General features: G+C 69.3%; 13 protein-coding genes and 1 tRNA gene. 6 read left to right on the top strand and 8 right to left on the bottom strand.

The features are described from left to right. Positions 1-2 precede the first annotated feature (2 nt). Complete coding sequence (locus tag ACZ48Y_RS02155; protein WP_464741709.1) at positions 3-3119, top strand: BTAD domain-containing putative transcriptional regulator; 3117 nt, start codon at positions 3-5, stop codon at positions 3117-3119. Here the strand turns inward: ACZ48Y_RS02155 and ACZ48Y_RS02150 are convergent. From ACZ48Y_RS02150 to ACZ48Y_RS02120, 7 genes are all read right to left on the bottom strand, one after another. After that, the gene (locus ACZ48Y_RS02150; protein ID WP_464741707.1) at positions 3116-4648 is read right to left on the bottom strand and encodes a 2-isopropylmalate synthase; all 1533 of its coding nucleotides are present in this window, start codon (positions 4646-4648) and stop codon (positions 3116-3118) included. The two genes, ACZ48Y_RS02155 and ACZ48Y_RS02150, sit on opposite strands and share 4 nt — an antisense overlap. Then, on the bottom strand, positions 4635-5654 hold the full coding sequence (ilvC, locus tag ACZ48Y_RS02145) for a ketol-acid reductoisomerase (protein ID WP_464741705.1): 1020 nt from the start codon (positions 5652-5654) through the stop codon (positions 4635-4637). Before ilvC ends, ACZ48Y_RS02150 begins: the two co-directional genes overlap by 14 nt. Further along, entirely contained in the window at positions 5651-6163 is a 513-nt protein-coding gene (gene ilvN, locus ACZ48Y_RS02140) for an acetolactate synthase small subunit (protein ID WP_464741703.1), read from the bottom strand. Before ilvN ends, ilvC begins: the two co-directional genes overlap by 4 nt. Continuing rightward, positions 6160-7839 carry a biosynthetic-type acetolactate synthase large subunit gene (gene ilvB, locus ACZ48Y_RS02135; RefSeq protein WP_464741701.1) on the bottom strand — a complete coding sequence of 560 codons (1680 nt, stop codon included), beginning with the start codon at positions 7837-7839 and terminating at the stop codon, positions 6160-6162. Before ilvB ends, ilvN begins: the two co-directional genes overlap by 4 nt. 232 nt (positions 7840-8071) lie before the next feature. Continuing rightward, positions 8072-8148 (bottom strand) — tRNA-Val (locus ACZ48Y_RS02130). Between the two features lie 54 nt (positions 8149-8202). Beyond that, positions 8203-9069: a 2-oxoacid:ferredoxin oxidoreductase subunit beta gene (locus ACZ48Y_RS02125; protein ID WP_464741699.1), complete on the bottom strand. Its 867-nt coding sequence runs from the start codon at positions 9067-9069 to the stop codon at positions 8203-8205. Between the two features lie 3 nt (positions 9070-9072). Beyond that, positions 9073-10839, bottom strand: coding sequence for a 2-oxoacid:acceptor oxidoreductase subunit alpha (locus ACZ48Y_RS02120; RefSeq protein ID WP_464741697.1), 1767 nt, complete (start codon positions 10837-10839; stop codon positions 9073-9075). 114 nt (positions 10840-10953) lie between these two features. On the opposite strand from ACZ48Y_RS02120, the gene ACZ48Y_RS02115 reads away from it, so the two are divergent. The 5 genes from ACZ48Y_RS02115 (at position 10954) to aspS (ending at position 15857) form a co-directional block, all read left to right on the top strand. Continuing rightward, positions 10954-11718: a TatD family hydrolase gene (locus tag ACZ48Y_RS02115; protein WP_464741695.1), complete on the top strand. Its 765-nt coding sequence runs from the start codon at positions 10954-10956 to the stop codon at positions 11716-11718. Further along, a complete protein-coding gene (gene thiI, locus ACZ48Y_RS02110) occupies positions 11706-12920 on the top strand; it encodes a tRNA uracil 4-sulfurtransferase ThiI (protein WP_464741693.1) in 1215 nt (404 codons plus the stop codon). Before ACZ48Y_RS02115 ends, thiI begins: the two co-directional genes overlap by 13 nt. Beyond that, positions 12917-14179 carry a phospholipase D-like domain-containing protein gene (locus ACZ48Y_RS02105; protein ID WP_464741691.1) on the top strand — a complete coding sequence of 421 codons (1263 nt, stop codon included), beginning with the start codon at positions 12917-12919 and terminating at the stop codon, positions 14177-14179. Before thiI ends, ACZ48Y_RS02105 begins: the two co-directional genes overlap by 4 nt. Continuing rightward, positions 14176-14469 (top strand): hypothetical protein, encoded by a 294-nt coding sequence (locus ACZ48Y_RS02100; RefSeq protein ID WP_464741689.1) that lies wholly within the window; start codon positions 14176-14178, stop codon positions 14467-14469. Before ACZ48Y_RS02105 ends, ACZ48Y_RS02100 begins: the two co-directional genes overlap by 4 nt. A 119-nt stretch (positions 14470-14588) precedes the next feature. Next, the gene (gene aspS / locus ACZ48Y_RS02095) at positions 14589-15857 is read left to right on the top strand and encodes an aspartate--tRNA(Asn) ligase (RefSeq protein ID WP_464741687.1); all 1269 of its coding nucleotides are present in this window, start codon (positions 14589-14591) and stop codon (positions 15855-15857) included. On the opposite strand, the gene murJ is transcribed toward aspS, so the two are convergent. Then, positions 15846-17282, bottom strand: a complete 1437-nt coding sequence (gene murJ, locus ACZ48Y_RS02090) for a murein biosynthesis integral membrane protein MurJ (RefSeq protein WP_464742772.1) — start codon at positions 17280-17282, stop codon at positions 15846-15848. The genes aspS and murJ overlap by 12 nt on opposite strands. Positions 17283-17298 lie beyond the last annotated feature (16 nt).

Genomic DNA, 17298 nt, shown 5'->3' with positions numbered 1-17298 from the left:
CGATGCGGGCCCTACAAGTGAACCTGCTGGGGCCGCCCGAGCTTTCGGTCCTGGGCGAGCCGGTGGCCGGCCTCTCGAAGAAGGGACGGGCGCTCGTCTATTACCTGGCATCCGCCGGTCCCGCCTCGCGGGAGACGCTCGCGGCCTTGCTCTTCGATGCCCCGGAGTCCCGGGCCCGCCGAAACCTGCGTCAGACGCTCTACCGCCTCAGGCAAACTCCCCTGGCCGCGCACGTGCTGGAGACCGGTGGCGAGCTCCGGCTCGAAGGAGCGCAGGTTGACGAACGCCTCTTTTGGGAACGGCTCGAGCAGGGGCGGCTGGAGGCCGCGCTGGCCCTGGTGCGGGGCCCCTTCTTAAGGGGGTTTGCCCTGCCCGTTTCGGGTTTTTCCGACTGGCAGTACGTGCACGGAGAAACCCTCAAGGAAGCGATCCTCTCGGCCCTGCTGCGCCTGGCCAAGCGCCTGGCCCTCACCCAGCCCGAAAAGGCCGCCAGTACCCTGAAGACCGCGCTGGCCTGGGACCCCCTCTTCGAGCCCGGCTACCGGCAGCTCTTTCCCCTCCTGGTCCGGCTTGGCCAGCGCGAGGAAGCGGAGGCCCGCTTCCACCAGCTGGCCCGAGCCCTCGAGCGCGAGTACGGGCTGCCCCCCAGCGCGGAGACCCGCCGCGCCTTCCAGGCCGCGCTCGAGGGCTCGGAGGCACCAGAGCCAGCCCCGCTGTCCTCCGCCTCACTGCGCGCGCCCCCGCTCCTCGAGCGCGAAGCGGCCCTTGCGGACATCGAACGCGCAAAGGCCCCCTTGATCTGGATTCACGGCCCCGATGGGGTGGGCAAGACCGCCCTCGCCGAGGCCACGCACCCGCAGCTTGCGGTGCGCTTTTCCCCCAGCCTCAAGACCCTCCCCTACGGGGGCTTGTTTGAAGCCCTGCGTCAGGCCCGCCCGCGGCTGAACGACCTCCACCCCGAGGTCCGGCGAACCCTGGCACGGTTTTTCCCCGAGCTCACCCCCGCCACCGGTCCGCCGCCGGAGGGCCTGGATCTGCCGCGCTTTTTCGAGGCCCTGGCCCGCGCCCTCGGCCATCTTGCAACACGCATCCTGCTCGACGCGGTCGAGCACGCGGACGCCGCTTCCACGGCCTTTCTCCCCTACCTGGCGCGGCGCGCCCCCTCCCTGGGCCTCCAGCTCATCGCCACCGCGCGGACCCCGCCGCCGTCGCACCTGGTCGCCGAAGGCCTGGTGCACCCGCTGCGCCTCTCCCCGCTCAGCCCGACGGGGGTGGCCCGGCTCGCCGAGGAAGCGATCGGGGCCGGGGCACGGCCCGCGCTGGTGCGCCGGCTTTACCAGATCACCCGGGGAAATCCACGTTTTGTGCTCGAAACCCTGCGGACGCTCGTCGAAAGCGGCGAGCCCACGCCGCCGCGCGTGCTTCCCGGCACCGTGCTCGCCGCCCTCAACCAACGCCTCTTGACCCTCTCCCCCAAGGCCCAGCGGGTGGTCAAGCTGCTGCTTTTCGCGCGCGCCCCGGCAGACGTCGAGGTCGTCGCCTTGGCCCTTCAACTGAGCGAGGAAGAGGTCGCCTTTGCGTTCCAGGAAGCCCTGGAAGCGGGGCTGAGCCACCCCAGCACCCGCGGCTTCCTCCCCCGCTATCCGGACCTGGCGGCGACGGTTCCGCCGGCGCTGGCGCGAACCCTGCACCGCCGCTGGGCCAGGGCCCTCTCCGCGACCTCGGGCAGCCCCTTGCTGATCGCCGAGCACCTGGCCGCCGGTGGCCGCGAAGAAGCGGCCGCGGCCCTCCAGCTCGCGGCCGCCCGGGAGGCCCGGTCGGGGCCCGATCCCACGCTGGCCCTGGTGGCCTATCGCCGCGCCGAACGTCTGGCCCGGCTGGGCCCCAGCGCGCGCTGGGGCCTCGCTCTGGAACGCCTGGAGCTCGAGGTTGAGCTGGGCCGCGACGTCCTCGGGGAGATCGAGGCCCTGGGCCCGCCACCGCGTCCGGACGCCCGACTCGAAGCCCGGCGCAGGCTGGCCGCCGCCGAGGCCGCACTGCAAAAGGGCGCGTTCCACCGCGCCGCCGACCACGCCGAAGCAGTGCGCCGGCTGACCCGGGATCCCGGGATGGTGGCCCGCGCCGGCTACATCCTGGCCTGGGTGGCCTACCGGGCGGGCGACCCCTGGGGGCAGCGCAGCCACCTGCTCGCCGCCCTCAGCGCGTTCAAGCGCAGCCGCGACTGGCGCATGGTCAACCGGGTGCGGCGCAACCTCGCCGCCCTGGCCTTTCGCCTGGGGGATCACCGGGAGGGGACCGCCCTTCAGGCTGAGATCCTGGCCGACCTCGAACGCCACCCCGACCCGATCCTGGAACGGCGGGTCTGGGCCGACCGCTTGACCGGCCTCTGGCTGCATCGCGACGACGTGGCCGCCCTGCGCGGGGCGACCCAGCTGCTCGAGGCCGCCCGTCAGGCGGCGGACCTCCCGGGTCAGATCGACGCGCTCGAGCTGATCGGCCTCGCCGAGTGGAAGCTGGGGCGTCCCAGCCAGGCCTTCTTGGCCTTCGAACAGGGGCGTCAGCTGGCCCAGGCCACCGAGCGGATGCGTGACCTGGCCCTGATGCGCTCCGAGCGGGCGCTGCCGGCAATCGAGCTGGGCCAGGACACGGCCGCCGAAGCCGACCTGATGGCCGCCTTGCGCATGATGCAGGCGATCGGCGAGCAGGCCAAGCTGGGCCACGTCTACACCGGCCTCGGCTACCTTGAACTCCGCCGAGGAAGGCCCGAAGCGGCCGCAGCCTGGCTCGCCAAGGCGATCGCCCACTGGGAAGGCCGGGGCGAGCTGGGCCACGCGGCCTACGCCCACGCGCTCTTCTCGCTGACCCGGGGCGAGGAGCCCGAGGCTCGGGAGCACGCCAAAACCGCGTTCCTGCAGGCGGCGCGCTGGCAGACCGGGGTGCCCCACCGCCTCTTGATCACCGCCGTCTACGCGCGCCACGTCCCCGAGGCCAGGAAACGCCTCAAAGCCATCTTGGACGAAGAGGCCGGGCGCCTTCCCGCGGAGCTACGGCCGCTCTTTTGGCGCACCTACGCCGCGCGGCTGGCGGAAGCGTCCCTGGCCGGAGCCGACGCGATCTAAGGGGTCTCCACGAGCTCGCGGCTGCCCACCCCCGAAACCAGCTTGTTCAAGGCGTCGAGGTAGGCCCGCGCCGAGGCCTCGACGATGTCCGGGGCCAAGCCGCGCCCGCCGACGGTTACCGACCCCATGCGCAACCGCACCACCACCTCGCCCAAAGACTCCGTCCCCCCGGACGTGGCCTCGATGCGGTAGCGCTCGAGCACCGGCTGCATCTTCACCGCCCGCGCGATCGCCCGGTACACCGCGTCGACCGGCCCGTCCCCGGTCGCGGCCTCGGTGACCTCGCCCTCCGGGGTCTGGATCCGCACCGTGGCCACCGGGGTGAGCTGGGTGCCCGAGTGCACCTGCAGGTCGAGGAGCTTGAAGTGCTCGGGGGCTCGGGTGCGCTCGTCCTCGACCAAGGCCATCAGGTCCTCGGCGGTGACCGTCTTCTTACGCTCGGCGATCTCCTTGAAGCGGCCGAAGAGCTTCTTGAGCGTTTCGTCGTCAAAGGCGTAGCCGAGCTCCTCGAGGGCTTTCTTGAAGGCGTGGCGCCCGGAGTGCTTGCCGAGCACCAGCACCGCGGCCTCGCGCCCCACGAGCTCGGCGTTCATGATCTCGTAGGTCTCCCGTGCCTTCAGCACGCCGTCTTGATGAATGCCGGACTCGTGGGCGAAGGCATTGGCCCCCACCACCGCCTTGTTCGGGGGCACGGGCATCCCCGTCAGGTGGCTGACCAGGCGCGAGGTACGGGCGATCTCCCGGGTGTTGATCCCGGTTTCGACGTCGAAGAAGTCCCGCCGGGTGTGCAGGGCCATCACGATCTCCTCCATCGCCGCGTTCCCGGCGCGCTCGCCAATGCCGTTGATCGTGCACTCGACCTGGGTCGCCCCGACGCGCACCGCGGCCAGGGAGTTGGCCACCGCGAGCCCCAGGTCGTCGTGGCAGTGGACGCTCCACTCCACCTTCTCGGCCCCAGGCGTGTGCTCGATCACGTAGGCGACCAGCTCGGCGAACTCCCAGGGGACCTGGTAGCCGACGGTGTCGGGGATGTTGATCACCGTGGCCCCGGCCTCGATCACCCGCCCGAAGATCTCCACCAGAAAGTCGCGCTCGCTGCGCCCGGCGTCCTCCGCGGAGAACTCCACGTCGTCGACGAAGGACTTGGCGAAGGTCACCGCCCAGACCGCGCGCTCGACGACCTCCTCGGGCGTGAGCCGGAGCTTTTTCTCCATGTGCACCGGGCTGGTGGCGATGAAGGTGTGGATGCGCTTTTTCTCCGCGGGGGCGATCGCCTCCGCGGCGCGTTCGATGTCCGGCTTCGCGGCCCGGGCGAGGGCCGCGATCGTGGGCCCCTTGACCCGCTCCGCGATCCGCCGCACGGCCTCGAAGTCCCCCGGGCTGGCGATGGGGAACCCAGCCTCGATCACGTCCACCCCGAGCCGCGCCAGCTGCTCGGCGATCGCCAGCTTCTCCTCGGGGGTCAGGGCCACCCCGGGGGACTGCTCCCCGTCCCGCAGGGTGGTGTCGAAGATCTTAATCCGCCGCATGCTCTTCCTCCTCCAAACGGGAATGGATAAAGGGCATCATCGCCCGCAACGCCTTGCCCACCTGCTCGATGGGGTGCTCGGCCCAACGCCGCCGCTCGGCGGTGAGGACCGGCTGCTTGGCCTGGTTCTCCAGAATGAACTCCCGAGCGAACTCACCTGACTGCACCTGTCGCAGCACCTCGCGCATCCGCGCCTTGACCCCGGGGTCCACGACCTGGTGACCGCGGGTGTAATCGCCGTACTCGGCGGTGTTGGAGATCGAGTAGCGCATTCCCTGGAGGCCGGCCTCGTAGATCAGGTCCACGATCAGCTTGACCTCGTGCAGGGTCTCGAAGTAGGCCACCTCAGGCTTGTAGCCGGCCTCGACCAGGGTCTCGAACCCGGCGGTGATGAGCCGCGTGAGGCCGCCGCAGAGCACCGCCTGCTCGCCGAAGAGGTCGGTCTCGGTCTCCTCGGCGAAGGTCGTGGGGATCACCCCGGCCCGGGTGGCCCCGATCCCCTTGGCGTAGGCCAGCGCGGTGGGAAGCGCGGCCCCGGAGACGTCCTGATGCACGGCGACCAGGGCGGGCACGCCGCGGCCGGCGACGTACTCGCTGCGCACCAGGTGGCCGGGCCCTTTCGGGGCCACCATCCAGACGTCGAGGTCGGCTCGCGGTCGGATCTGGCCGAAGTGGATGTTGAAGCCGTGGGCAAAGGCCAGGGCCGCCCCCTCCTTGAGGTTGGGGGCGATCTCCCGTTCGTAGACCGCCCCCTGCACCTCGTCCGGCAAGAGCACCATGACCACGTCGGCCTCGGCCACCGCGCCGGGCACGTCCCGGACCGGCAGGCCGGCGCCCTCGGCCACCTTCCAGCGCCGGGAGCCAGGGCGGAGGCCCACCACCACCCGGATGCCTGCCTCCTTGAGGTTCAGCGCGTGGGCATGCCCCTGGGAGCCGAACCCCAAAATGGCCACCGTCTTGTCCTTGAGAAAGCCTAGGTCCGCGTCGTGATCATGATAGAACTTCATACCGCCTCCTTACGTGCCTTCAGTCTAATCGCGCGTTCGCCGCGGTCCATCGCCAGCGCCCCGGAGCGCATCGTCTCGATGATGCCGTAGGGCGCCATCTCCGCGAGAAAGCGGTCCACCTTCGCCGGATGCCCGGTCACCTCGAAGGTGAGCGCGCCCCGGGCGACGTCGACGATGCGGGCGCGGAACGCCTCGGCGATCTCCTTGACCTCGAGGCGGGCGTCGAGGCCGTCGACGCGCACCTTGATCAGGGCGATCTCACGCTCCAGGTGGGGGCCGTCGTGGTCCACCACCTTGAGGACCTCGACCAGCCGGTTGAGCTGCTTTTCCACCTGCTCGATGGTGCGATCGTCCCCGCGAACCACGAAGGAGATCCGGGAGACGCCGGGGACGTGGGTGTTGCCCACGGCCAGGGACTCGATGTTAAACCCCCGGCGGGCGAACATCGAGGTGATCCGGGTGAGCACCCGGGGATGGTCTTCGACCAACACGCTCACGAGATGCTTCATTCCTTGACCTCCGAAGCGTCGATGATCATCTCCTCGGCGCTACCGCCGGCGGGGATCATGGGGAAGACGGCCTCCTCGGGTACCACCCTGAATTCGGCGAGGATCGGGCCCTCGTGGGCGAGCACCCGCTCGACCGCGGCCTCGAGCCCGCCCCTGTCCTCCACGACCAGGCCCTCGATGCCATAGGCCTCGGCGAGCTTGGCGAAATCGGGGTTCGAGTCCGCGAGGTAGACCTCGCTGTAGCGGTCGGCGTAAAAGAGGTCCTGCCACTGGCGCACCATGCCCAGGTAGCCGTTGTTGAGCACGATCATCTTGAGCGGGAGACGGTACTTCTTGACCGTGGCCAGCTCCTGCAACGTCATCTGAAAGGAGCCGTCGCCGTCGAAGAGCAGGACCCGTGCCTCGGGGTTCGCCACCTGCACCCCGATCGCCGCGGGCAGGCCGAAGCCCATCGTGCCCAACCCTCCGGAGGTCAGAAAGCGCCTCGGCGCGTGAATGGGGAAAAACTGCGCCGCGAACATCTGATGCTGACCGACGCCGGTGACCACGATCGCCTCGCCCTCGCTGGCCTCGTAAAACGCGCGGATCACCCTCTGCGAGGAAAGCTCTTCGCCCTCGGGCAGCTTGAAGGGATAGGCGAGCATCCAACCGCGCAGCGTCTCCCACCAATCGCCGATCTCGAGCCGGCGGGCACCGGCGGCCAGGCGCTCCGCCACCCAGGCCGAGTCTCCGACCACCGGGATCGCCGTCGGCACCACCTTCCCGATCTCCGCCGCCTCGATGTTGACGTGGATGATCGTGTGCGCGTGGGGGGCGAAGCGGCGGAAATCGCCGGTGACCCGGTCGTCGAACCGCTGCCCGATGGCCAGGATCACGTCCGCGTGGTGCAGGGCGCGATTGGCGGCGACGCTGCCGTGCATCCCGGGCATGCCCACGAAGCGCGGGTCCCGGGCGTCGACCACGCCGAGGCCAAGGAGCGTGGCGACCACCGGAATCCCGGTCGCCGCCACGAAGCGGCGGATCGGCTCGGCCGCGTGCTGGGCCCCACCGCCGACCATCAGCACCGGGCGTTTGGCCTCGGCCAGCGCGTCCAGGGCCTTTTTGATCTGCCGCGGGTGCCCTTTATGAGCCGGCTTGTACCCGGGCAGGTCCACCGCCTCGGGGAAGGTGCCGGTGAACTCCGCGTTTTGCACGTCCTTGGGAAGGTCAATCAAGACCGGGCCCGGCCGCCCGGTCTTGGCGATGTGAAAGGCCTCCTTGACCACCCGAGGGATGTCGTTGACCTCGGTCACCAGATAGTTGTGCTTGGTCACCGGCATCGTCACCCCGGTCACGTCCGCCTCCTGAAAGGCATCGGTGCCCACCGCGGTGGTGGGCACCTGCCCGGTGATCGCCACCAGCGGGGTGGAGTCCATCATCGCGTCGGCAAGCGGGGTCACCAGGTTGAGCGCCCCCGGACCGCTGGTGGCCAGAACCACCCCGACCCTACCCGTGTGCCGGGCGTAGCCGGTGGCGGCGTGCCCCGCCGCCTGCTCGTGCCGTACCAGGATGTGGCGTAGATCCGGACGTCGATACAGCGCGTCGTACACCGGCATGATCGCGCCCCCGGGGTGACCGAAGAGGACCTCCACCCCTTCCCGCGCCAACGCTTCCAACAAGACTTCTGCTCCCGTCATCGCCGCCTCCCTAAACACCGAGGCCCCCGGGTCTCCGGGGGCCTGGGGTCCAAAACGCGTTGAAGACGCTAACGTCGGAAACCCCCCGCCCCCGGCCCTACTAGGAGTAGGCCGAGCACGGGGCGAATAATGATCCGACGCTGCATCTTGCGGGGCATTCTAGCACGAAGCCGCGGCCTGGGGTCAAGGGGGCCAGAAAGAAAAAGCGGACGGGGCGAAAACCCCGTCCGGATGGTGGGCGGTAGAGGACTTGAACCTCTGACCCCCCGCTTGTAAGGCGGGTGCTCTGGCCAGCTGAGCTAACCGCCCCGACCGCTTCAGCCTACAAAAAAACGCCCCGCCGGGAAAGCGGGGCGTTTTAGCTCAGCGGAAGGTGTCGATGAGTTCGGTGACGTCCTTGTAGACCTTCTTGGCCCGGGCCGCGGCCTGGACCTCGGCGATCTCGTCGCCGAGCGTGCGCCGGCCGCGGACGTGGTAGATCACACCCAAGGGGAGCTTGTCCCGCCACTGGGTGACCTCGTGGGCCTTGTTCCAGTCGCCGGGGTCGTAGCCCTCGACGTCTTCCAGGTAGACCCCGTGCTGGCGCACGTAGTCGTACTCCTGCTTGCCCCGGAAGGTCACGCAGGGGGACAGCACGTTGATCAACGCAAAGCCCTTGTGCTCGATGCCTTTCTTGATGAGCTCCTTGAGATGCTTGACGTTGCCGGAAAAGCCCTGGGCGATGTAGGTCGCGCCGAGCTCGAGGGCCAGCGCCAGGGGGTTCAAGGGCCGCTCCGGGTTGCCGGAAGGGGTGGTCTTGGTGACGTCCCCCTCGGGGGTGGTCGGCGAGACCTGGCCCTTGGTCAACCCGTAGATGCGGTTGTCCATCACGATGTAGGTGAGGTCCGGGTTGCGGCGGATCGCGTGCACGAAGTGCCCCATGCCGATCGAGTAGCCGTCGCCGTCACCGCCGGCGACGAGCATGGTCAGCTCGGGGTTCGCGACCTTGGCCCCGGTGGCGATCGGCAGCGGCCGGCCGTGAATGGAGTTAAAGCCGTAAGCATTGATGTAGCCGGCGATGCGGCTGGAGCAGCCGATGCCGCTGACCACCCCGAGCATCTCGGGGGGAATCTGCAGGTCCGCCACCGCCTGGTGGATCGCCGCGAGCACGCCGAAGTCGCCGCACCCCGGGCACCAGACGTTGGGGATCTTGGTCTTGTAGTCCTTTGCAGTGAGCTTCACCTTCTCCATGCCTTACGCCTCCACCTTCGCGCCGTAATGGGCCTCGATGGCCTCGAGGACCTCCTTGACCTGCAAGGGGTTGCCCCCGGCGCGGCTGTAGGAACGGGTTTCCTTGGGCAGCCCGTCGTAGAACGCCCTGAGGTAGCGGTAGAACTGGGCGCTGAAGGAGAGCTCGACGACGAGCGCCCGCTCCACGCCCTGCATCGCCTCGTTCAGTGCCTTTTCGGGCAGCGGGTAGATGAGCTGGGGCACGATCGCCTTCACCTTCAGCCCCTTGGCCCGGGCGGCCTCGATCGCCTCGCGGACCGCCCCCTTCGAGGAGCCCCAAGCGAGCACCGCAAAGGGCGCATCGGGGTCGCCGTAGACGCGGACGAACCCGGCCTCCTCGGCGATCAGGGCCAGCTTCCTGGCCCGCTTTTCGCTCATCACCTGATGCATCGTCCCCGACGACGAGGGCCAGCCCTTCTCGTTGTGCTCGAGCCCCGAGATGTAGTGCTGGCCGCCCTTCATGCCCGGGATCGCCATCGGGCTCACCCCGTCCTCGGTGAGCTTGTAGCGGGCGTAGTCCTCGCCAAGCTCTTCGGGGCTCGGGAGCTTGCGGGCGATCTTCCGTTCCCGGGCAAAGAGCATCGCCTCGTCCACCGTCTCCGAGCGTTCACCGACGAACTGGTCGGAGAGGATGTAGACCGGGAGCTGGTACTTCTCCGCCAGGTAGAAGGCCTCGACCGCGACCTGGAAGTTGTCCTCGACGTCGGCCGGGGCCAGGATCACCCGCGGGGCGTCGCCGTGGGTGCCCCCGATCGCCTGGAAGAGGTCCGCCTGCTCGGTCTTCGAGGGGATACCGGTCGAAGGGCCAGCGCGCTGCACGTTGACCACGACCAGCGGGATCTCGGCCATCGCCGCCAGGCCCACCCCCTCCTGCTTGAGGGAGATACCGGGCCCGGAGCTCGCGGTCATCGCCCGGGCCCCCGCCCAGGACGCACCGATCGCCGAGGTCACCGCGGCCAGCTCGTCCTCGGTCTGCAAGACCGCGCCGCCGAAGCGCGGGAGCTCCCGGGCCAGGAACTCGAGGATCGGGCTCGCCGGGGTGATCGGGTACCCGGCGTAGAAGTTCAGCCCGGCCTTGATCGCGCCGAAGGCCAGGGCGTCGTTCCCGGTCATCACCAGCTTGGGGGCGCCGCCTTCGGCCTCCAGGCGGTAGGGGATGCCCTCGGGGAGGTTCTCCCGGACCCAGGCGCCGCCGAGCTCGATGGCCTTGATGTTGATCTCCGCGGCCTCCGGACGCTTCTTGCCGAACTTCTGCATGACCGCGTCCTTGAGCGCGTCCGCGGGCAGGTTCAAGAGCTCGGCGAGCACCCCCAAAAGGACCATGTTCTTGGCCAGGGGGACCTTGAGCTCGTCGCTGGCCAGCTGCTTGAAGGGCACCGGGATGAAGGTGACCTTCTTCTCCTTGGGGATGGGGACGGCCTCGAGCGGGGTGGGGTCGGACGCGTCGTAGAGCGCGACCGCGCCCTCGCGGAGCTCGATCTCGTCGGTGAAGCGGTTGAAGTCCTTCCAGGCGAAGACCGCGAGCACGTCGACGAAGTCCCCCTGGGAGTAGACCGGCTTCGCTGCGACCCGGATCCGAGCCGAGGACTCACCGCCGCGAATCTGCGGGCCGTAGGACTTGAGCATGAAGGCGTGCAAGCCCTTCCGCGCCGCGGACTTGGTGATGAAATCTCCGGCGGTGATCACCCCGTCGCCACCGGATCCGGCAATCGCCAAAACGACCTCTTCCATGCCTTATCGCCTCCTCGCGTGGGGGCAAGCCCCCCGCGTTTTTCCGCCCGGTATTGTAGCACCTTCGTCGCGACGAACGTCCTATCTAGATCGCATTTTCGCTAACATAAGTCGATGACCGACACCCACACCCACCTCGACCTGCACCCGGACCCCGCGCTGGCCCTGGCCCGGGCCCGGGACCTCGCCGCGGTCCTTACGGTGGGCACCGACGCCGACCGCAGCCTGCGGGCGATCCGCTACGCCGAGCAGAACGATAACGTCTACGCCGCGGTGGGACTGCATCCCACCGCTGCCGAACAGTTCTCGCCCGAGGTCGAGGCCGCCCTCACCGAGCTTGCCCGCCATCCCCGGGTGCGGGCCGTCGGCGAGACCGGGCTGGACTTCTACTGGGACAAGGCCAGTCCCAAGGCGCAGTTCCGGGCGCTCGAGTTCCAGCACGACCTGGCCAAGCACCTGGACCTGGCCCTGATCCTCCACGTGCGCTCCAAAGACGGCCGGGACGACGCCGAACGGGCCCTCGCCGACTGGCTCCGCGCGGCCCGACCGCGCCGCTTCGTGCTCCACGCCTTCGCGGGCCACGAGGGGCTCCTGGAGACCGCGCTCACGCTTGGGGGCTACGTCTCGTTCGCGGGCAACCTGACCCATAAAAAGAAAAAGCGCCTGCGCGAGCTGGCCCGAGAGATTCCCAAGGAACGAATCGTGGTCGAAACCGACGCCCCCTACCTCACCCCGGAGCCCAAACGCGGACGGGACAACCAGCCGGCCTACGTGATCTACACCCTGGCCGAGCTCGCCGATCTCCTCGGCCTACCCTTCCGCGAGATCGAGGCCGCAACCGACGCCAACGCCCGGAGGCTCTTCCAGTGGACGCGCTAGAAGTCGTTCTGTTGCACTACCACGAGATCAGCCTCAAGGGGAAGAACCGGCACCGCTTCGAGCAGATCCTGCTCTCCCGGGTCCAGGAGGCGCTGGTCGGACTCCCGGTCAAGGTCTCCAAGCTGCCCGGGCGGCTCGTGGTCCGGGGCGTCGAGGGGCTGGACCAAGAGGCGCTTGCCGCGCGCCTGGCCACGGTGTTCGGCCTGGCCAACTTCGCCTTCGCTTATGAGGCGCCGCCGGACCTCGAGACCCTCGCCGTGCTCGCCTTAAAGCGCTTTCCCAAGGACGCCCGCTCCTTTCGCGTCTCCGCCAAGCGGGGCAACAAGCGCCTGCCCTTCACCTCGATCGAGGCCGAGCGCTTGGTCGGGTCCCGCATCCACCAGGCCACCGGGGTCCCGGTGGACCTCAAGACGCCGGACGTCACCGTCTACCTCGAGTTCGCCCTGGACCGCGCCTGGGTCTACACCAGCCGCGACCGCCACCCCGGTCCCGGCGGCCTCCCGGTGGGCGCCAGCGGCAAGGTCCTCACCCTGCTCTCCGGGGGCATCGACTCCCCGGTCGCCGCCTGGCGCATGATGAAGCGGGGAGCGAAGAGCAGCTTCGTGCACTTCCACTCCTACCCGCACACCGACTTCGCCTCCGCGGTCAAGGCCAAGCGCGAGGCCGAGGTCCTCGCCCGCTGGCAGGGCGGGGCCCGGCTCTACCTGGTCCCCCTCGCCGGGGTGCAGGCGGAGATCTTCGCCAAGAGCCCGGAAAAGTACCGCACCCTCCTCTACCGCCGCTTCATGCTGCGCATCGCCGAGCGCATCGCCGAGCGCGAGCACGCCGGGGCGCTGATCACCGGGGACGCGCTGGGGCAGGTGGCCAGCCAGACGCTTGAAAACCTCCACGCGGTCTCAAAAGCGGTGAGCGCCCTGGTGCTCCGCCCCCTGATCGGGATGGACAAGACCGAGGTCATTGCCGAGGCCAAGCGCATCCGGACCTACGAGATCAGCGTCCTCCCCCAGGAGGACTGCTGCAGCTTCCTCGAGCCCCGCCGCCCCGCGACCCGCGCCACCCCCGAGGCCCTGGACGCTGCCGAGGCCGGGCTCGACGTTCCCGGCCTGGTCGAGGCGGCGTTCCAGGCCGCGACCCTGATCAAGCTCCCGAACCCTTACCTGGGCCAGACCGTGCCCGATCCCGCGCCCCCGGAGGAGGCATGAGGCGCGTCCTTGGGCTTTTCCTTCTCTTCGGGTTAGCGCTCGCCGCACCCCGCCTCTACGTCGAACCCGACGACGGGGTGGGCTACCTCAAGGCGCTGATCCATTCGGCCCAAGAACGCATCGAGATCAAGATGTACCTCTGGACCCGCGGACGGATGGACCTGGTCGAGGCCCTCGGCGACGCGGTGCGCCGAGGGGTACGGGTCCGCGTCCTCCTGGACCACGACCCCGGCTACGGACAGGACCCTAAGGTGCTCAAGGCGCTCAAGGCCGCTGGGATCGAGGTCCGGCTAAGCTCCCCTCTGCGCTTTTTGAACCTGCATGAAAAGAGCCTGCGGATCGACGACCGCTGGCTTTGGTTCTCAACTGGCAACTTCACCAAGAGCAGCTTTAAGACCAACCGGGAGTACGCGGTGCTGAGCGACGACCCCGCCTGGATCGAGGAAGCCAAGCGGGTCTTTGCCGCGGACTGGGACGAGGCCCCCCTCGGCCTCCGAAACGCCCGGTTGATCTGGAGCCCGGAGCGGGTCTTGGGGATCCTGAACCCGGTCTTCGAGGGCAACGCGCGGAGCCGCCTGACGGCGATGATCGACGACGCAAAGCGGGAGATCTTCATCGAACAGAACGGCTTCACCGACGAGGGCATCTATCGGGCGCTGAAACGGGCGCTGGCACGGGGGGTGCGGGTGCGCCTTCTGGGCAGCCGGCCACGGCCCGGGGACACCTACTTCCGCCCCCTCGCCGAGCGCCTTAGGCGGGCCGGGGCCGAGCTACGCTACCTGGATCGGCTCAAGGTCCACGCCAAGGCCATGCTGGTGGACGGACGCCGGGCCTTCGTCGGCTCGCAGAACTTCACCCCCACCGCGCTCGAGGCCAACCGCGAGCTCGGCGGGGAGCTCACCCCGGGTCCGGCCCTGGACCGCCTCGCCCAGACGATGGCACGGGACTGGGCCGCGGCCCGGCCCGGCGCTCTGGCTTCTGCTCCGGCGCAGCCCGTGCCGCCCTCGGTGGCCGGCCGCTACCTGGGGCAGATCGTGATCGTCGAAGGGCGGGTCCTCGGGGTGAATGCAACCCGGCGCTTCTTCCGCCTCTTCTTCGCGCCCGAGCAGCGCTTCGTGATCCTCTTGCCAAGACCCACGCCCCTCGACCCCCAGGCCCTGATCGGCCACACGATCCGGGTCACCGGCCGGGTCGAGGCCTACCGGGGCCGCCCGGAGATCCGGGTACGGTCCCCCTACCAGATCGAGGTGGTGCGGTGAACGCGCTGATCGAACTCCTGGAGGCCCTTGGCTACGAGGTGGAGACGACCCCCCGCTACGTCGTCGGCCGACGCCACGAGGACGGGACCCAGCTCGCGGTCTACCTCTCGGAGCAGGGCGAGGTGCGTCTGGAAAAGCGGCGGATCGTCGCCGAGGCGGTCGCCGAGAAGACCCTCGCCGGCGTGCCCGGGCAGTACGTGCGGCGCGAGGAGACCTTCGAGGTCTTCTTTGCCCGCGAGGTGGAGAACCCGGCTCGATTGATCATGGCCTGGGAGCGCCTTGACCCCTGAGGCGCCCCCGCATAAACTTGCAGACGTGCGCGCGCTGAACGCCAATCGCTAGCGCGGGGGCAAGCCCAGGACCCCCGGCCGCCCACCTTGGCCGGGGGTCCTTCGATAGGGGGAACGAGATGCGGGTACTGGCGAGCGAGGTCAAAGAGCACGAGGGCGAGGTCGTCGAGGTCTGGGGCTGGCTGCACTGGCGCCGCGACCTCGGCGGGATCCAGTTCGCCCTGGTTCGGGACAAGAGCGGTGTGGTGCAGGCGGTGCTCAACCGCCGCGAGCGGCTGCCGATGCCCGAGTCCGCGATCAAGGTGCGCGGGCGGGTCGCGAAGAGCGAGAAGGCCCCAGGGGGTTATGAACTGCAGGCCGAGCAGATCGAGGTCCTCGCCCCGGCGGAACGACCCACCCCGGTCGAGATCCCCAAGGAGGAATGGCGGGCCCATCCGGAGACCCTCCTCACCTACCGCTACGTCTCGCTGCGCGGGGAGAAGGCCCGCGCGCCCCTGAAGGTCCAGGCCGCGCTGGTGCGGGGGTTCCGCAACTTCCTCGACGCCGAGGGGTTCACCGAGATCTTCACCCCCAAGATCGTCTCCGCCGGCGCGGAAGGGGGGTCGAACCTCTTCGAGGTTGATTACTTCGGTCGCCCGGCCTTCCTGGCGCAAAGCCCGCAGCTCTACAAGCAGATCATGGTCGGGGTCTTCGAGCGCGTCTACGAGGTCGCCCCGGTTTGGCGGGCCGAGGAACACGCGACCAGCCGCCACCTCAACGAGTACCTCTCCCTCGACGTGGAGATGGGCTTCATCGAGAGCGAAGAGGACGTCATGCGCCTGGAGGAAGCGCTGATCCAGGCGATGCTCGAGGAGGTCAAGGCGCGCGCGGCCAACGAGCTGGCGCTGCTCGACGCCCCTTGGCCCAAGGTACCGAAGCACTTCCCTCGGGTGCCCTACGCCGAGGCCAAGAAGATCGTGAAGGCCCTCGGGGTGGGAACGGGTGAGGACCTGAACGATGCCGCCGAGCGCGCGCTCGGCGCGTACTTCTCCGAGAAATATGCCACCGACTTCGTCTTCGTCGTCGATTACCCGGAGGAGGTCCGCCCGTTCTACACGATGCCCAAGGACGGCGGCCTCACTCGGGGCTTCGACCTGCTCTTTCGCGGGCTCGAGGTCACCTCGGGGGGGCAGCGCATCCACCAACCCGAGCTGATCGTTCGTCAGCTGGAGAAGAAAGGGATGAACGTCGAGGCCTTCAAGGACTACCTCGAGGTCTTCCGCTACGGCATGCCACCCCACGGCGGCTTCGCCATCGGCGCCGAGCGCTTCACGCAAAAGCTGCTCGGCCTGCCCAACGTGCGCTACGCCCGGGCCTTCCCCCGCGACCGCACCCGGCTAACGCCTTAGGACCCGGGTCAGGCCCAGCCCCTCGGCGAGGCCGAGGTAGACCAGCCCCCCCACCAGCCCCCCGGAGGCCAGCGGCCAGAGGCTTTCCCAGGCCACGCCCGGGGGGCCCGCGACGGCGGCGGTGAGCCGAGCCGCGGCCGCGGCCAACCCGGCCGCACCGAGCGCCTTGGCCCAGCCGGACCAGATGCGCATAAGCCCTTCCTCCCGCAGGGCGACGAAGAGGAGCGACACCCCCACCCAGCCGGCGGCCACCGTCGCCAGGTTGAGCGCGAACATCCCCCGGGGCGCGAGAAGATAGTAGAGCGCGGCGTTCAGCAAGAAGACCGCGACCGAGATCCGAACCGCGACCCAGATCGCCTTCCTGGCGTAGAGCCCGCGCACCAAAAGGGCATAGACCCCCCAGGGGAAGACGGCCAAGGCCAGGGCCATCAGGGCCTCGCTGGAAAAGCGAAAGTTCGCGGCGCTAAACGCTGGGCTCCAGGCGAAGAGCACCCCGACGACCCAGGGGGCGAGCGCGAAGAGCAATCCGGAAAGGCCGGCGAGGACCACCCCGACCCGCTCCAGGGCCTCCCCGAGCAAGCGCCCGAATCCCGAGCCCGCCGCCGCCAGGCGGGGGAAGAGCGCCATGGCCGGGCTCACCGAAAAGAGCCCGAGCACCATCAGGTAGACCATCTCCGCGTTGTAGAACCCGGTGACCGCCGCGCGCGGGTAGGCGGTGAGCAGCGCGGTGAGCACCAGGTTGACCAGCTGCCGGGTGGAGGTGGTGAAGACGAAGGGCAGCATCAGCCCCAGCGCCGCCAGCACCCGGGCATCGAGCCCCCAGGCGAGGCCCAGTCCCTTGAGCCCCACCGCCGAGGCCGCCGCCTGGGCGAACCCCCCAAGGACGAAGGCCAGCGCCAGCGCCGTGGCCTGTCCGGGAAAGGCCAGCATGAGGGCGATCGCCACCAGGTTGAAGGCCACCGGGGCGAACGCGGGCCAGAAAAACCGCTCCTTTTCTTGATGCAAGGCGGAAAAGAAGGCCGCCAGGCTCACCGCGAGCAGGAACGGGGCCAGCACGCGGATCAAGTGGACGACCAGACGGCGATCCAAGGGGGCGTCCCGGGCGATGAGCAGCTCAGCGAAGATCGGGGCGAAGAGCACGATCAACCCCACGACCAAGAGGTCCGCGCCGAGCAACAGGCCAAAGAAGCGGCGGGCAAAGCCGGTCCGCTGCTCGGGGTCCAGCCCCTTCAGGCTGGGGATCAGGGCGTTGGTCACCGCCCCTTCGGCGAGCACCTCGCGAAAGAGGTTCGGCACCCGGAAGGCGACGTTGAAGGCGTCCTTGACGCCATCGGGGAAGAGGTTGTTGAAGACCGCCTGACGCACCAGGCCGAAGGCCCGGCTCACCAGCGTCCCCGCCATCATCAAGGCGGTGTTCTTGAGCAGGCGGCCGCCCACGGCT

It is taken from the genome of Rhabdothermus arcticus (assembly GCF_055382915.1).
The sequence above is the reverse complement of the archived record's forward strand: the minus strand, read 5'-3'. Positions and strand labels throughout refer to the sequence as shown.

What these genes read in the sequence shown, in the direction of transcription:
- ACZ48Y_RS02155 (WP_464741709.1), top strand. Translation starts at nt 3, where the DNA reads ATGCGGGCCCTACAAGTGAACCTGCTGGGGCCGCCCGAGCTTTCGGTC.
- ACZ48Y_RS02150 (WP_464741707.1), bottom strand. Translation starts at nt 4,648, where the DNA reads ATGCGGCGGATTAAGATCTTCGACACCACCCTGCGGGACGGGGAGCAG.
- ilvC (WP_464741705.1), bottom strand. Translation starts at nt 5,654, where the DNA reads ATGAAGTTCTATCATGATCACGACGCGGACCTAGGCTTTCTCAAGGAC.
- ilvN (WP_464741703.1), bottom strand. Translation starts at nt 6,163, where the DNA reads ATGAAGCATCTCGTGAGCGTGTTGGTCGAAGACCATCCCCGGGTGCTC.
- ilvB (WP_464741701.1), bottom strand. Translation starts at nt 7,839, where the DNA reads ATGACGGGAGCAGAAGTCTTGTTGGAAGCGTTGGCGCGGGAAGGGGTG.
- ACZ48Y_RS02125 (WP_464741699.1), bottom strand. Translation starts at nt 9,069, where the DNA reads ATGGAGAAGGTGAAGCTCACTGCAAAGGACTACAAGACCAAGATCCCC.
- ACZ48Y_RS02120 (WP_464741697.1), bottom strand. Translation starts at nt 10,839, where the DNA reads ATGGAAGAGGTCGTTTTGGCGATTGCCGGATCCGGTGGCGACGGGGTG.
- ACZ48Y_RS02115 (WP_464741695.1), top strand. Translation starts at nt 10,954, where the DNA reads ATGACCGACACCCACACCCACCTCGACCTGCACCCGGACCCCGCGCTG.
- ACZ48Y_RS02105 (WP_464741691.1), top strand. Translation starts at nt 12,917, where the DNA reads ATGAGGCGCGTCCTTGGGCTTTTCCTTCTCTTCGGGTTAGCGCTCGCC.
- aspS (WP_464741687.1), top strand. Translation starts at nt 14,589, where the DNA reads ATGCGGGTACTGGCGAGCGAGGTCAAAGAGCACGAGGGCGAGGTCGTC.